Raw genomic sequence first — 14,104 nt, forward strand, 5'->3', positions numbered from 1 at the left:
TCATGACGGTGAGGAACGAGCCGGCCCACGCGGAGCTGCCCGCGTTGTTCCGGCGGATGACAGGGGATGAGAAGCACGAGTGGGCGGCGGCGTCCACGCTCGACGTGCTGTGGGTGCTCTACGACCGGGTGCTGGACGTCTCGCCGGACCGGGTGGACGACCCGGACCGCGACCGGTTCCTGCTGTCCAAGGGGCACGGGCCGATGGCCTACTACGCCGTGCTGGCCGCCAAGGGCTACCTGGAACCGTCCACCTTGGACACCTGGACGGCGTGGGACTCGCCGCTGGGCCAGCACCCGGACCGCGTGCTGGTGCCCGGTGCCGAGATCAGCAGCGGGTCGCTGGGCCACGGCCTGCCGATCGCCGTCGGCACCGCGCTCGGCCTGCGCCTCCAGGGGCGCACCGCGCGCACCGTCGTGCTGGTCGGTGACGCCGAGCTGGACGAGGGCAGCAACCACGAGGCGATCGCGCTGGCCGGCCGGCTGGGGCTCGACCGGCTCACCACCGTCGTGGTGGACAACGAGTCCGGCACGCACGGCTGGCCGGGCGGCGTGGCGCGCCGGTTCGAGGTCGAGGGCTGGCAGTCGTCCACTGTGGACGGCAGGGACCACGACGCGCTGTACGAGGCGTTCACGCAGGAGCACACCGGGCGACCCCTGGTCGTGGTGGCGAAGGTGGAGGAGGGGCGATGACGACCATGCGGCAGGTGTTCGTGGACACCGTCGAAGAGGTGATGCGGCACGACCCGCGCGTGGCGGTGGTGATCGCGGAGATCTCCCGCGACGCGTTCCGGCCCCAGGAGCGGCTGATCAACGTCGGCATCCGCGAGCAGGCCATGGTCGGCGTCGGCGCGGGCCTGGCGCTGACCGGGATGCGGCCCGTGGTGCACACCTACGCGCCGTTCCTGGTCGAGCGGCCGTTCGAGCAGGTCAAGCTGGACTTCGGGCACCAGGACGTCGGCGCGGTGCTGGTCAGCATCGGCGGCTCGTACGACGACCCGGTGTGGGGGCGCACGCACCAGGCGCCCGGCGACGTGGCGCTGTTCGACACGCTGCCCGGCTGGACCGTGCACGTGCCCGGCCACCCGGGCGAGGTGGAGCCGGTGGTCCGGGCCGCGCTGGCCGGCGACGACCGGGTCTACATCAGGCTGTCCCTGCGGCAGAACGCCGCGCCGCTCCCGGTGGTCGAGGGGTTCACCGAGGTGCGGCGCGGCGGGCGGGGCGTGGTGGTGGCGGTCGGGCCGATGCTCGACACCGCCCTGGCCGCCACCGAGGGGTTCGACGTGACCGTGCTGTACGCGTCGCGGATCCGCCCGTTCGACGCCGCGGGGCTGCGCGAGGCCGTCGCGCGGACCGGCCGGGCCGACGTGCTGCTGGTCGAGCCCTACCTGGAGGGCACGTCGGCGCACCTCGCGGCCGAGGCGCTGGTCGACGTGCCGCACCGGCTGCGGTCGCTGGGCGTGCGGCGGGACTCCGAGCTGCGCGCCTACGGCACCGCCGAGGACCACGACTCGGCGCACGACCTCGACGTGCTCGGCGTGGCCGCGGCCGCGCGTCGGATGTTCGACCGCCCGGCGGCTGCGGCATGATCCCTACCCGTGAGCGTGCCGAGAACCCTCATCTGGACCCCCGCGCCGACCGCCGAGCTGCAGCTGAACCTGCACCGCGCGGTCGCGGGCCCGGCCGCCCTGGTGCCGGTGGCCTCCGGGACGGTGCTGCTGCCGCCCAGGCAGATCGGGTTCTCGGCGGCGCTGGGGCTGGCCGAGCAGGTGCGCCTGACCGGCGCGCCGGCCCTGCTGGTGCGCTGGAGCCCGGCCGGTGAGGTGTGGACCGACGGCGAGGCGGCCGGCTACACCGGCGCGCCCCGCCGGCTGGTCGGCCTCGTCCGCTGGTGGCGGCTCGACGCCAGGCCCGGCGCCGCGGACCTGCCCGCGGACGCGGCCGAGGTCAGGGCCCTGGTCGACGAGGGCCGCGCGGACGCCTGGGTGACCAACCTCCCGGCCGGCGCCGGTCTGCCGATCAACGCGGTGCTGCCCGTGGTGCCCGTCATGCAGGGCGGATCGCCGCTGGCCTAGTAGCCTGGACCCGTGGCACGAGTCGTCGTTTTGGACTACGGATCCGGCAACCTCCGCTCCGCCGAGCGCGCGCTCCAGCGCGTCGGGGCCGACGTGGAGGTCACGGCGGACCACCGGGCGGCGCTCGACGCGGACGGCCTGGTCGTGCCCGGCGTGGGCGCCTACGCGGCGTGCATGGAGGGCCTCAACTCGGTCCGGGGCGGGCGGCTGATCGGGCAGCGCCTGGCCGGTGGCCGCCCGGTGCTGGGCATCTGCGTCGGCATGCAGATCCTGTTCGAGCGGGGCATCGAGCACGGCGTGGAGTCCGAGGGCTGCGGCGAGTGGCCGGGCACGGTCGAGCGGCTGGAGGCCCCGATCGTGCCGCACATGGGCTGGAACACGGTCCGGGCGCCGGAGGGCACGCGGCTGTTCGCGGGCCTGGACCCCGACACCCGGTTCTACTTCGTGCACTCCTACGGGGTGCGGAAGTGGGAGCTGCCGGAGGGCGGCCCGCTCCGGGCGCCGCTGGTGACGTGGGCCTCGCACGGCGGTGACGACTTCGTCGCGGCGGTGGAGAACGGGCCGCTGTGGGCGACCCAGTTCCACCCGGAGAAGTCCGGCGACGCGGGCGCGCACCTGCTGGAGAACTGGCTGAAGGCCCTCAACTAGGCTGTTCGCGTGACCTTCACGCTGTTCCCGGCCGTTGACGTGGCCGATGGCCAGGCCGTCCGGCTCGTCCAGGGCGAGGCCGGCACCGAGACCTCCTACGGAGACCCGCTGGACGCCGCGCTGGCCTGGCAGCGCGACGGCGCGGAGTGGGTGCACCTGGTGGACCTCGACGCCGCGTTCGGCCGGGGGAGCAACCGCGAGCTGCTCGTCCGCGTGATCGGCGAGCTGGACGTGAAGGCCGAGCTGTCCGGCGGCATCCGCGACGACGAGTCGCTGGCCGCCGCGCTGGCCACCGGCTGCGCGCGGGTGAACCTGGGCACGGCCGCCCTGGAGGACCCGGCGTGGTGCGCGAAGGCCATCGCCGAGCACGGCGACAAGGTCGCGGTGGGCTTGGACGTGCGGATCGGCGAGCGCGGCTACCGGGTGGCCGGGCGCGGCTGGACCACCGACGGCGGCGACCTGTGGGAGGTGCTGGAGCGGCTGGACCGCGACGGCTGCGCCCGCTACGTGGTGACCGACGTGAGCAAGGACGGCACGCTCCAGGGCCCGAACGTCGACCTGCTGCGCGAGGTGTGCGCGCGCACCGACGCGCCGGTCATCGCCTCCGGCGGCGTGTCGAGCGTGGCCGACCTGGTGGCGCTGGCCGCGCTGAACCGGGACGGGGTGGAGGGCGCGATCGTGGGCAAGGCGCTCTACGCGGGCGCGTTCACGCTCCCGGAGGCGCTGGCCGCCGTGCGCGGCTGATCGCGGCGTCGATCTCGGCGACGACGTGGGCCTCGGCGGCCTCCCTGGTCACGCCCGTGGCGGCCAGGGCCTCGGCCGCCGCGCCCTCGCCCAGGTGGAGCAGGCCCAGCAGCACGTGCTCGGTGCCCACGAAGCGGTGGCCGAGCCGCAGCGACTCGCGCACGGCCAGCTCCAGCGCCTTCTTGCAGCGGGCGCTGAACGGCTGCGGCGCGGGCGGCTGCCTGCCGGTGGGGTCCAGGGCGTTGAGCAGCGCCAGCCGCGTGGTGCCCTCGGCCGCCTCCAGCGCGGCGATGGTCTTGGCCGCCAGGCCGCCGGACTCGTCCAGCAGGCCCAGCAGCAGGTGCTCGGTGCCGATGCGCTCGCTGAACCGGGCGTGGTGGCGGGCGAGCACGATGACGCGGCGGGCGCGGTCGGTGTAGCGGTCGAAGCTCGGCTTCAGCTCCGCCGACTCCTTGGGCACGAACCGCTTCTGCGCGGCCTGCTTGGTCACACCGATGCTCTCGCCGATGTCGGTCCAGCTCGCGCCGGCCCGCCGCGCCTCGTCCACGAAGTGGCCGATGAGGTGGTCGCCCAGCTCGTCCAGCTCGCCGCTCAGCTCGACGGCGGCGGTCAGCCTGCCCAGCACGTCGACGTGCTCCGCCGCGACGGCGACGATGAGGTCGGTCAGCTGGACCGGCGAGGTGACCATCCGTCAACTCTAGGTTGACGCTCTTCCGGCCGTCAACCCGTGGTTGACGTCGTGATCTCGATGCCGATCGAGCCCTCCCGACCTCGCCGCAGGCGGCTGCCCAGCAGCGTAAGCCGCCCCACCAGGCCGTACTTCTCCGCGATCAGCCCCCGCACCCGGTCGCTGCCCGCCAGGTCGAGCAGCCGCGCCCGCGCCGGCACCTGCGGGCCCGTGGGGTTGCCCTTGAAGTCGCACGGCCCGACCTCCACGTCGCCGCTGCGGCGGATGCGCTTGACCTTGCCCGCCTCGGCCGCCGACCAGGCGTAGACCGCCTCGCCGTCCCCGACCACCCACACGGGGGTGGGCACGGGGGTGCCGTCCTTGCGGTAGGTCGTCAACAACAGGTACTTGCCGTCTGCCAGGTCCATGCCCGCCAACGCTAAAGGCCCCGCCCCGGCGATGCCGGGACGGGGCCTTCGAGCACGGGTCAGGTCAGATGACCGTGACGTTCGTCGCCTGGGGGCCCTTGGCGCCCTGGCCGACGTCGAAGCTCACGCGCTGGTTCTCCTCCAGGCTGCGGTAGCCGCCGCTCTGGATCTCCGAGTAGTGCACGAACACGTCCGCGCCGCCGTCCTCGGGGGAGATGAAGCCGAAGCCCTTCTCCGAGTTGAACCACTTCACGGTGCCGTTGGCCATTTTTCTCCTCATACTGCGTCCAGCGGGGCGAATGCACCCGCTGCGGCCGGTCCGGGCGTATGGACCTTGAGAGGAATCCCACGCTCAAACGCGTTTCGCGAGCGTGGATGACACGACACAAAACTAGCGACCTCCACCAGTTAACCACACTCCGCGGCGGAATGCCGGCCGACCCGGCCTCGCGGTGCCCGCGCCGGGTCGCCCCGTAGGCTTTTGGCCATGTCAGTAGCGGTGCGCGTGATCCCCTGCCTGGACGTCGACCGGGGGCGGGTGGTGAAGGGCGTCAACTTCACCAACCTCGTCGACGCGGGCGACCCGGTCGAGCTGGCGCGCGCGTACGACGCCGAGGGCGCCGACGAGCTGACGTTCCTGGACGTGACGGCGTCGTCGGGCGACCGCGAGACCACCTTCGACGTGGTCCGCCGCACCGCCGAGCAGGTGTTCATCCCGCTCACCGTGGGCGGCGGCGTGCGCAGCGCCGAGGACGTGGACAAGCTGCTGCGCTCGGGCGCGGACAAGGTCAGCGTGAACACCGCCGCCATCGCCCGCCCCGAGCTGCTGGGCGAGCTGTCCCGCCGGTTCGGCGCGCAGTGCATCGTGCTGTCGGTCGACGCGCGCCGCGTGCCGGAGGGGGAGCGGCCGACGCCCTCGGGCTTCGAGGTCACCACCCACGGCGGCCGGCGCGGCACCGGCATCGACGCGGTCGAGTGGGCCGCGCGCGGCCAGGAGCTGGGCGTCGGCGAGATCCTGCTGAACTCGATGGACGCCGACGGCACCAAGGCCGGGTTCGACCTGGAGCTGATCCGGCTGACGCGCGCGGCCGTCGACGTGCCGCTGATCGCGAGCGGCGGCGCCGGGCAGGTCGGGCACTTCCCGCCGGCCGTGGCCGAGGGCGCGGACGCGGTGCTCGCGGCGAGCGTGTTCCACTTCGGCGCGCTGCGCATCTCCGAGGTGAAGAAGGGCCTGCGCGACGCGGGCGTGGAGGTGCGGTGATGCTGCGCGGCGCACCCGTGGAGGCGAAGGTCGCCACCCTCATCGGCACGGCGGGCGCGCTGGCGTTCGTCCTCATGGGCCTGGTCCAGGCGCAGGTCGAGTCCGACCCGACGTGGCTGCGCTTCCCGGTGGTCGTGGCGGTGCTGGAGCTGCTGGCCGTGGCGGGGCTGGTGGCCGGGCTGCGCCCCGCGCGGCTGACCGCCGCCTGCCTGTTCGCCCTGGTCGGCCTGATCCACCTGCTCGCGGTGCTCAACGACGGCCCGGTGTGGCTGCGCGTGCTGTCCGGCGTGCTCTCGGCCGTCCACGTGTTCGCCGTGGTGCTGCTCAACACCCGCCCGGCCCGGCTCCACTACCTCGGAGGACAGCGGTGACCAGCGCGCTCGACCCGTCCATCGCCGCGAGGCTCAAGCGCAACGCGGACGGCCTGGTGTGCGCCGTCGCCCAGCGGCGCGGCACCGGCGAGGTGCTGATGGTGGCGTGGATGGACGACGAGGCCCTGCACCGCACGCTCACCACCCGCCGCGCCACGTACTACTCGCGCAGCAGGCAGCGGCTGTGGGTGAAGGGCGAGACGTCCGGGCACACCCAGCGGGTCCACGAGGTGCGGCTGGACTGCGACGGCGACACCGTGCTGCTGGTCGTGGACCAGGAGGGCGCCGCCTGCCACACCGGCGACGCCACCTGCTTCGACGCGGACGTGCTGCTCAGCTGATGTCGCCGGTCAGGTAGCGCTGGAGGTTCGGCGCGATCGCCTTGACCATGGTCTCCACGTCCGCCGAGGCGAACGGCTCGAACCGCACCACGTAGCGGACCACGCCCATGCCGAAGATCTGGCTGGCCAGCAGGGTGGCGCGCAGCTCCGCGTCCGGCGAGCCCAGGTGGCCGACGAGCTGCTTGAGCAGGGTCTGCACGAAGAACTGCCGCAGCACCTCGGCCACCTGCTCCTGCGAGGTGATGCTGCGGACCATGGCGGCGAACTGGCCGCCGCCGGTGGCGTCCCAGATGCCGATGAAGTTGCGCACGATCCGCTCGCCGATCTCCTCGGGCGGACCTTCGAGCAGCCGCCCGATCAACACGTTCGGGTCGATCGGCACCTGGAGCACGGCCTTGGCGAACAGGCCCTCCTTGCTGCCGAACCAGTGGTTGACCATGGCCGCGTCCACACCGGCCCGCGCCGCGATCGACCGCACGGTGGCGCCCTCGAAACCGCGTTCGACGAACACCTCGCGGGCCGCGGCCAGCAGGGCGGCCTTGGTGTCCTCGCCGCCGGCCCGCCGGCCGCGGCGCTTCGGTCCGATTTGTCGGGAGCTCTCGTTCACCCCACCATGATGGGCGAGGTAGGACGTTTTTTCAACGCGTGATGAAATGAGTCGGTCCGGGAGGTCCCGGGGCCACGGGGCACAATGACGCGCATGGTGAGCGTCATCGGTGCAGGCACCGGTCTGGGCGAGATCAGCCCCACGCGCGAGGAGTTCCGCGAGCTCGCCGCCCAGCGGCGGGTCATCCCGGTGGTGCGGCGGCTGCTGGCGGACGCGGAGACGCCCGTCGGGCTGTACCGCAAGCTCGCGGCCGACCGTCCCGGCACGTTCCTGCTCGAGTCGGCCGAGAACGGCCGGTCCTGGTCGCGCTGGTCGTTCGTCGGCGCGCGCAGCGCGGGCGCGCTGACCGCGACCGGCGGCGAGGCGTACTGGCAGGGCCAGCACCCCGTCGGCCTGCCCGAGGGCGGCGACCCGCTGACGGCGCTGCGCGAGACCATCGAGGTGCTGCGCACCGACCCGCTGCCCGGCCTGCCGCCGCTGACCGGCGGCATGGTCGGCTACATCGGCTACGACGCCGTGCGGCGGCTGGAGCGGCTGCCGTCGCTGGCGGAGGACGACCTGCGCCTGCCCGAGTTGGTCATGATGCTGGCCACCGACCTGGCGGCGCTGGACCACCACGAGGGCACCGTCACGCTCATCGCCAACGCCATCAACTGGGACGACTCGCCCGAGCGCGTGGACGCCGCCTACGAGGACGCCGTGACGCGGCTGGAGCGGATGACCCTGGACCTCCAGGCGCCCGCGCCGCCCACCGCCGCCGTGTTCTCCCGGCCCAAGCCCGAGTTCACCCGTCGCCGGTCGCCGGAGGAGTACCGCGGCGTGGTGGAGCGGGCCAAGGAGGCCATCCGGGCCGGCGAGGCGTTCCAGGTCGTGCTGTCGCAGCGGTTCGAGATGCGCACCGACGCCGACCCGCTGGACGTCTACCGCGTGCTGCGCACGTCCAACCCCAGCCCGTACATGTACCTGCTGCGGCTGGAGGACTTCGACATCGTCGGGTGCAGCCCGGAGTCGCTGGTCACCGTGCGGGACGGCAAGGCGACCACGCACCCCATCGCGGGCACCCGGTGGCGCGGCGTGGACGAGGAGGAGGACGCGCTGCTGGAGAAGGACCTGCTGCACGACCACAAGGAGCGGGCCGAGCACCTGATGCTGGTCGACCTGGGCCGCAACGACCTGGGCCGCGTGTGCAAGCCGGGTTCGGTGACCGTGGTCGACTTCTTCAAGGTCGAGCGCTACTCCCACGTCATGCACATCGTGTCCACGGTCAGCGGCGAGCTGGCCGAGGGGCGCACGGCGTTCGACGCGGTCGCGGCGTGCTTCCCGGCCGGCACCCTGTCCGGCGCGCCCAAGCCGCGGGCGATGGAGCTGATCGAGGAGCTGGAGCCGACCCGCCGCGGGCTCTACGGCGGCGTGGTGGGCTACCTGGACTTCGCCGGCGACGCGGACACCGCCATCGCCATCCGGACCGCGCTGATCCGCGACGGCGTGGCGTACGTGCAGGCGGGCGCGGGCATCGTGGCCGACTCGGACCCGGCGGCCGAGGACAACGAGTGCCTGAACAAGGCGGGCGCGGTGCTGTCGGCCATCGCCACGGCGGGCACCATGGCCCCGGCGGCGGAACCGGCCCGTGTCTGACCGGGAACCCGCGCCCGACCGGGAACCGGAGCCCGGACCCGCCGAGGGCGTCGAGACCGCCGAGGGCGAGGAGGAGCGGGCGGAGCGCCGGGCGCGGGCCGCGCGGCGTCGTCCACTGTGGATCGCGGTCGCGCTCCTGCTCGCGGGCGCGGGCGCGCTCGGCGCCGCCTCCGGCCTGACCTGGGACGCCGCCGCCGAGCGCGACGGCGGCGACGTGGTGCCCTCCCTGGTGCCGCTGGCCCTGCTGTGCCTGGCCGCCATCGCCGCCGTGGTGGCGCTGGGCGGGTGGGCGCGGCGCGTGCTGGGCGGCGTGGTGCTGCTCGCGGGCGTCGCGGCCGGGTTCCAGGGCGCGGGCGCCGACGGCCCGCTCACCGGGCGCGGCCTGGTCCTCGCGGGCGCGGCGCTGGTGGTCGCGGCGGGCCTGCTGCTGGTCGTGCGCGGCGCGGCGATGCCGAAGCTCGGCGGCGGCTACCAGACGCCGGGCGCGGCCAAGCGGAGCGCCGATCCCGAGCGCGAGCTGTGGAACGCCCTGGAGCGCGGCGACGATCCCACTGAACGGGACTGACCCCCGACCGCCGCACGTTTGCGCACGTGGGCTCGTGAGGACCCTGATCAGCAGCGTGAACAGCGCGACCCGGTGGCCGGAGCGGGTTCGCGGCGGGGTTAGCATCCTCGTGGCGGGAAGGGGAGCGTGACGTGCGGGAGCTTGCGACTGAACCGGAAGGTCTGACGGAGTCGAGCGAGGTGCTCGGATGACTACCGTGCTCGAATCGATCATCGAAGGCGTCCGGGAAGACCTCGCCCAGCGCGAGGCCGCGCTGCCCTTCGACGTGCTCAGGGAGCGGGCGGCCAAGGTGGCGCCGCCGCAGGACGTGATGGCCGTGCTGCGCGGGCCCGGCGTGGGCGTGATCGCCGAGGTCAAGCGGCGCAGCCCGTCCAAGGGGCAGCTGGCCGACATCCCGGAGCCCGCGGACCTCGCGGTGCAGTACGAGCTGGGCGGAGCGCGCTGCATCAGCGTGCTGACCGAGCAGCGCCGGTTCGGCGGGTCCCTGGAGGACTTCGACGCGGTGCGCGCGGCGGTGGGCGTCCCCCTGCTGCGCAAGGACTTCATCGTCAGCCCCTACCAGGTGCACGAGGCGCGCCTGCACGGCGCGGACCTGGTGCTGCTGATCGTGGCGGCGCTGGAGCAGAACGCCCTGGTCTCGCTGCTGGACCGGGTCGAGTCGCTGGGCATGACGGCCCTGGTCGAGGTGCACACGGCCGAGGAGGCCGACCGCGCGCTGGAGGCGGGTGCGAGCGTCATCGGCGTGAACGCCCGCAACCTCCACACCCTGGAGGTCGACAAGGACGTGTTCGGGCGGATCGCGCCGGGCCTGCCCTTCGACACCATCAAGATCGCCGAGTCCGGGGTGACCGGGCCGGGCGACCTCATGGCGTACGCGGGCGCGGGCGCCGACGCGGTGCTGGTCGGCGAGAGCCTGGTGACGAGCGGCGACCCCAAGGTCGCGGTGAACAAGCTGGTGACGGCGGGTTCCCACCCCGCGTGTCCCCGGCCGAGCCGGTAAAAGGAGAAGGCCCATGTCGCGCGGCCAGTTGGCTCCGACACCACACGACCCGGACGAGCGGGGCCACTTCGGGCCGTGGGGCGGCCGGTTCATGCCGGAAGCCCTCATCGCCGCCGTGGACGAGCTCGCCGCGTTCTACGAGAAGGCGCGGGTCGACCCGGAGTTCCTGGACGAGTTCTCCCGGCTGCTGCGCGACTTCGCCGGCCGCCCGTCGCTGCTCACCGAGGCGCCCAAGTTCGCCGAGCACGCGGGCGGCGCGCGGATCTTCCTCAAGCGCGAGGACCTGAACCACACCGGTTCGCACAAGATCAACAACGTGCTGGGCCAGGCGCTGCTGACCAAGCGCATGGGCAAGACGCGGGTCATCGCCGAGACCGGCGCGGGCCAGCACGGCGTGGCCACGGCCACCGCGTGCGCGCTCATGGGCCTGGACTGCGTGATCTACATGGGCGAGGTCGACACCGAGCGGCAGGCGCTCAACGTGGCCCGGATGCGGCTGCTGGGCGCCAGGGTGATCCCGGTGAAGAACGGCTCGCGCACCCTCAAGGACGCGATCAACGAGGCGCTGCGCGACTGGGTCGCCAACGTCGACGACACCCACTACCTGCTGGGCACCGCCGCGGGACCGCACCCGTTCCCGGTGCTCGTGCGCGACTTCCACCGCGTCATCGGCGTCGAGGCGCGGGAGCAGGTCCTGGAGAAGGCCGGCCGCCTGCCCGACGTGGTCGCCGCGTGCGTGGGCGGCGGGTCCAACGCGATCGGCATCTTCCACGGCTTCCTCGACGACCCGTCCGTGCGGCTGGTCGGCCTGGAGCCCGGCGGCGACGGCATCGAGACCGCCAGGCACGGCGCCACCCTCACCAAGGGCACGCCCGGCTCCCTGCACGGCGCCATGTCGTACGTGCTCCAGGACGCCGACGGGCAGATCGCCGAGGCGCACTCCATCTCGGCGGGCCTGGACTACCCGGGCGTCGGCCCGGAGCACGCCCACCTCAAGGACACCGGGCGCGCCGAGTACCGGCCGGTGACCGACGCCGAGGCCATGGACGCGTTCGCCCTGCTCTCGCGCACCGAGGGCATCATCCCGGCGGTCGAGTCGGCGCACGCGCTGGCCGGCGCCCTCAAGCTCGGCCGCGAGCTGGGGCCCGAGGGGCTCATCCTGGTGAACCTGTCGGGCCGGGGCGACAAGGACATGGACACCGCCATCAAGTGGTTCGGGCTGGGAGTGGACTCGTGAGCGGGCTGGGTTCGGTCTTCGAGACCTGTCGGGCGGAGTCGCGGGCGGCGCTGATCGGGTACCTGCCCGCCGGCTACCCGACCGTCGAGGGCTCGAAGGACGTGCTGCGGACGATGGTGTCGGCGGGTTGCGACGTGGTCGAGGTGGGCCTGCCGTTCTCCGACCCGGTCATGGACGGCCCCACCATCCAGCGCGCGGCCGAGCAGGCCCTGCGCGGCGGGTTCCGGGTGCGCGACCTGTTCGGCGTGGTCGAGTCCGTCGCGGCGGCCGGCGGGCGCGCCGTGGTCATGACCTACTGGAACCCCGTGCTGGCCTACGGCGTGGACCGCTTCGCCCGCGACCTCGCCGCGGCGGGCGGCCTGGGCGTCATCACGCCCGACCTGGTGCCCGACGAGGGCTCGGAGTGGATCGAGGCGACCGACGCGCACGACCTGGACCGGATCTTCCTGGTCGCGCCGTCGTCCACGGAGGAGCGCATCCGGATGACCGCGCGGTCGTCGCGGGGCTTCCTGTACGCGACGTCGGTGATGGGCGTGACGGGGGCGCGCGACGTGGTGTCCTCGGCGGCCCCGGCGCTGGTCAAGCGGGTGCGCGAGCACACCGACCTGCCGGTGGGCGTGGGCCTGGGCGTGCGGAACGGGGCGCAGGCGGCGGAGCTGGCGGCGTTCGCCGACGGGGTCATCGTGGGTTCGGCCTTCGTGTCGGCCGTGCAGGACGACGGGGTGGCCGCGCTGACGGAGGAGCTGGCCAATGGGGTGCGCAGGGCCGCGACGCCCGCCTGAGGCCGCTCGATCGGGTGAACTGGAGGTCCGGGGGTCCGCTGGGCCCCCGGATTTGTCGGTGGGGAGCGCCATGCTCGCCCCATGAACGCGATCACCTCCTTCGCCCGGCTCCTGACCAGCGGTATCCCCTCGGCGCGGCTCCTTGGCCGGCTCTCGGCACCGAGCCCGCGCGGCGCGCTCCACCGCCTGTTCGGCCGCCTGCTCCGCCTGTTCCACCGCTCGGGACTGCCCGGCCCGCCCAGGCCGGTGCGGCCTGGCTCGCCGGGGCCGGGGCTGCTCTGCCTGCCAGGTTCAGGCCCGCCCGGTTCGCCTGGGTTGGGCTCGCCCGGCCCGGGGTCGCCTGGCTCGCCCGGGCTGGGGTCGTCCGGCCCGGGGTTGCCTGGCTCGCCCAGGCCGGGGGTGTCCGGCCCGTCGGGCTCGGTGCCGCCCGGTCCGCCCAGGCCAGGGTTGTCCGGCCCGTCCGGTTCGGTGCCGCCCGGTCCGCTCACGTCGGCGCCACCTGCCTCGACCAGGTCGGGGCCGCCCGGCCGCGGCCCGTGCTCCCGTCCCGTAACAATCGGGCTGTCCGTCGAGCTGTCCGTGTTGGTCCGTTCGCCGGACCCACTACGGTGGTGCCGTGGTGACGAACTACCTCGCGACGATCCCCAGCCCCGACCAGGGCGTGTGGCAGCTGGGGCCGATCCCGCTCCGCGCCTACGCGCTGTTCATCATCCTCGGCATCGTCCTCGCCATCTGGTGGGGCGAGCGCCGCTGGGTCGCCCGGGGCGGGCTGAAGGGCGAGGTCACGGACATCGCCGTCTTCGCGGTCCCGTTCGGCCTGATCGGCGGCCGGCTGTACCACGTGGCCACCGACCACCAGAAGTACTTCGGCGAGGGTCGCAACCCGCTGGACGCGCTGGCCATCTGGAACGGCGGCCTGGGCATCTGGGGCGCGATCGCCCTCGGTGGCGTCGGCGCGTGGATCGGCTGCCGCCGCAAGGGCATCCCGCTGCCCGCGATGGCGGACGCCCTCGCGCCCGGCATCGTCGTCGCCCAGGCGATCGGCAGGCTCGGCAACTACTTCAACCAGGAGCTCTACGGCGGTCCCACCACGCTGCCGTGGGGTCTGGAGATCTACGAGCGGGTAGACCCGGAGACCGGCTTCAAGGACGACCTGACCGGCGTGGCGCTGGACCACACCCCGATCGAGATCGTGCACCCCACGTTCCTCTACGAGCTGCTGTGGAACCTGGGCGTGGCGCTGCTGATCGTGTGGGCCGACCGCAGGTTCCGGCTGGGCCACGGCCGGGTGTTCGCGCTCTACGTCGCGGGCTACACGGCGGGCCGGTTCTGGATCGAGCTGATGCGCACCGACCCGGCCACCGAGGTGTTCGGGCTGCGGATCAACGTGATCACCTCCGCGGTGGTCTTCCTCGGTGGGGTCATCTACTTCGTCCTGGCCGCGAAGCGGGGGCCGAGGGAGGTGATCGTGCGGAGCGAGGCACCTCAGGGTGACTCCGGCGCGACCGCCGCCGACGCCGACCGGGTCGACGCCGACCGGACCGGCACCGATCGGAGCGACGCCGACCGGAGCGACACCGAGCCGGCCGACGCCGACTGGACCGGGACCGGTACCAGGACCGACAGGGCCGGTGCGGGTGGCTCCGCGACGGGCGAGGTCACCACGGTGCCGCAGACCAGTGCCGACACCAATGTCGACACCAAGGCCGCGGACACCGGCGACAAGCCGGAGCAGCAGTAGCGG

At 73.7% G+C, this 14,104-nt stretch carries 18 protein-coding genes; 14 read left to right on the top strand and 4 right to left on the bottom strand.

The genetic code is table 11. The annotated features are described in order from the left end of the window. The first annotated feature begins 2 nt into the window (after positions 1–2). The 5 genes from ACFV4N_RS05970 to priA are packed head-to-tail and all read left to right on the top strand — an operon-like array spanning position 3 to position 3,466. A complete protein-coding gene (locus ACFV4N_RS05970) occupies positions 3–692 on the top strand; it encodes a thiamine pyrophosphate-binding protein (RefSeq protein WP_499671374.1) in 690 nt (229 codons plus the stop codon). Continuing rightward, the gene (locus ACFV4N_RS05975; RefSeq protein ID WP_499671375.1) at positions 689–1,588 is read left to right on the top strand and encodes a transketolase family protein; all 900 of its coding nucleotides are present in this window, start codon (positions 689–691) and stop codon (positions 1,586–1,588) included. Before ACFV4N_RS05970 ends, ACFV4N_RS05975 begins: the two co-directional genes overlap by 4 nt. Before the next feature lie 9 nt (positions 1,589–1,597). After that, positions 1,598–2,074: a hypothetical protein gene (locus ACFV4N_RS05980; RefSeq protein ID WP_499671376.1), complete on the top strand. Its 477-nt coding sequence runs from the start codon at positions 1,598–1,600 to the stop codon at positions 2,072–2,074. Between the two features lie 12 nt (positions 2,075–2,086). Continuing rightward, positions 2,087–2,722: an imidazole glycerol phosphate synthase subunit HisH gene (hisH, locus tag ACFV4N_RS05985; RefSeq protein ID WP_499671377.1), complete on the top strand. Its 636-nt coding sequence runs from the start codon at positions 2,087–2,089 to the stop codon at positions 2,720–2,722. A 9-nt stretch (positions 2,723–2,731) separates the two neighbouring features. Further along, positions 2,732–3,466, top strand: a complete 735-nt coding sequence (gene priA / locus ACFV4N_RS05990; RefSeq protein ID WP_499671378.1) for a bifunctional 1-(5-phosphoribosyl)-5-((5-phosphoribosylamino)methylideneamino)imidazole-4-carboxamide isomerase/phosphoribosylanthranilate isomerase PriA — start codon at positions 2,732–2,734, stop codon at positions 3,464–3,466. On the opposite strand, the gene ACFV4N_RS05995 is transcribed toward priA, so the two are convergent. From ACFV4N_RS05995 to cspE, 3 genes are all read right to left on the bottom strand, one after another. Further along, on the bottom strand, positions 3,429–4,154 hold the full coding sequence (locus ACFV4N_RS05995) for a Clp protease N-terminal domain-containing protein (protein ID WP_499671379.1): 726 nt from the start codon (positions 4,152–4,154) through the stop codon (positions 3,429–3,431). The two genes, priA and ACFV4N_RS05995, sit on opposite strands and share 38 nt — an antisense overlap. A gap of 32 nt (positions 4,155–4,186) precedes the next feature. Beyond that, on the bottom strand, positions 4,187–4,561 hold the full coding sequence (locus ACFV4N_RS06000) for a PPOX class F420-dependent oxidoreductase (RefSeq protein WP_499671380.1): 375 nt from the start codon (positions 4,559–4,561) through the stop codon (positions 4,187–4,189). A gap of 64 nt (positions 4,562–4,625) precedes the next feature. Then, positions 4,626–4,829, bottom strand: coding sequence for a transcription antiterminator/RNA stability regulator CspE (cspE, locus tag ACFV4N_RS06005; protein WP_344034944.1), 204 nt, complete (start codon positions 4,827–4,829; stop codon positions 4,626–4,628). Positions 4,830–5,048: 219 nt separating this feature from the next. Between cspE and hisF the strand changes: the two genes are divergently transcribed. The 3 genes from hisF to hisI are packed head-to-tail and all read left to right on the top strand — an operon-like array spanning position 5,049 to position 6,534. Next, positions 5,049–5,822: an imidazole glycerol phosphate synthase subunit HisF gene (gene hisF / locus ACFV4N_RS06010; RefSeq protein WP_499671381.1), complete on the top strand. Its 774-nt coding sequence runs from the start codon at positions 5,049–5,051 to the stop codon at positions 5,820–5,822. Continuing rightward, the gene (locus ACFV4N_RS06015) at positions 5,822–6,193 is read left to right on the top strand and encodes a hypothetical protein (RefSeq protein ID WP_499671382.1); all 372 of its coding nucleotides are present in this window, start codon (positions 5,822–5,824) and stop codon (positions 6,191–6,193) included. The genes hisF and ACFV4N_RS06015 overlap by 1 nt, the downstream gene beginning before the upstream one ends. Next, positions 6,190–6,534: a phosphoribosyl-AMP cyclohydrolase gene (gene hisI, locus ACFV4N_RS06020; protein WP_499671383.1), complete on the top strand. Its 345-nt coding sequence runs from the start codon at positions 6,190–6,192 to the stop codon at positions 6,532–6,534. Before ACFV4N_RS06015 ends, hisI begins: the two co-directional genes overlap by 4 nt. On the opposite strand, the gene ACFV4N_RS06025 is transcribed toward hisI, so the two are convergent. Beyond that, entirely contained in the window at positions 6,527–7,141 is a 615-nt protein-coding gene (locus ACFV4N_RS06025; protein WP_499671384.1) for a TetR/AcrR family transcriptional regulator, read from the bottom strand. The two genes, hisI and ACFV4N_RS06025, sit on opposite strands and share 8 nt — an antisense overlap. Before the next feature lie 93 nt (positions 7,142–7,234). Here ACFV4N_RS06025 and ACFV4N_RS06030 point away from each other — a divergent pair, with 93 nt between their 5' ends. The 6 genes from ACFV4N_RS06030 to lgt all read left to right on the top strand — a co-directional run bounded on the left by ACFV4N_RS06030 (position 7,235) and on the right by lgt (position 14,101). Continuing rightward, entirely contained in the window at positions 7,235–8,776 is a 1,542-nt protein-coding gene (locus ACFV4N_RS06030) for an anthranilate synthase component I (RefSeq protein ID WP_499671385.1), read from the top strand. Next, positions 8,769–9,341, top strand: a complete 573-nt coding sequence (locus ACFV4N_RS06035) for a Trp biosynthesis-associated membrane protein (RefSeq protein ID WP_499671386.1) — start codon at positions 8,769–8,771, stop codon at positions 9,339–9,341. The genes ACFV4N_RS06030 and ACFV4N_RS06035 overlap by 8 nt, the downstream gene beginning before the upstream one ends. 187 nt (positions 9,342–9,528) lie before the next feature. Next, the gene (gene trpC / locus ACFV4N_RS06040) at positions 9,529–10,341 is read left to right on the top strand and encodes an indole-3-glycerol phosphate synthase TrpC (RefSeq protein ID WP_499671387.1); all 813 of its coding nucleotides are present in this window, start codon (positions 9,529–9,531) and stop codon (positions 10,339–10,341) included. A gap of 13 nt (positions 10,342–10,354) precedes the next feature. Further along, positions 10,355–11,578, top strand: a complete 1,224-nt coding sequence (gene trpB, locus ACFV4N_RS06045) for a tryptophan synthase subunit beta (protein WP_499671388.1) — start codon at positions 10,355–10,357, stop codon at positions 11,576–11,578. Continuing rightward, on the top strand, positions 11,575–12,360 hold the full coding sequence (gene trpA / locus ACFV4N_RS06050) for a tryptophan synthase subunit alpha (protein WP_499671389.1): 786 nt from the start codon (positions 11,575–11,577) through the stop codon (positions 12,358–12,360). Before trpB ends, trpA begins: the two co-directional genes overlap by 4 nt. A gap of 619 nt (positions 12,361–12,979) precedes the next feature. Then, complete coding sequence (lgt, locus tag ACFV4N_RS06055; RefSeq protein WP_499671411.1) at positions 12,980–14,101, top strand: prolipoprotein diacylglyceryl transferase; 1,122 nt, start codon at positions 12,980–12,982, stop codon at positions 14,099–14,101. The last annotated feature ends 3 nt before the right edge of the window (positions 14,102–14,104 follow it).

The organism is Actinosynnema sp. NPDC059797, assembly GCF_042732085.1.
Classification (GTDB): Bacteria; Actinomycetota; Actinomycetes; order Mycobacteriales; family Pseudonocardiaceae; genus Actinosynnema.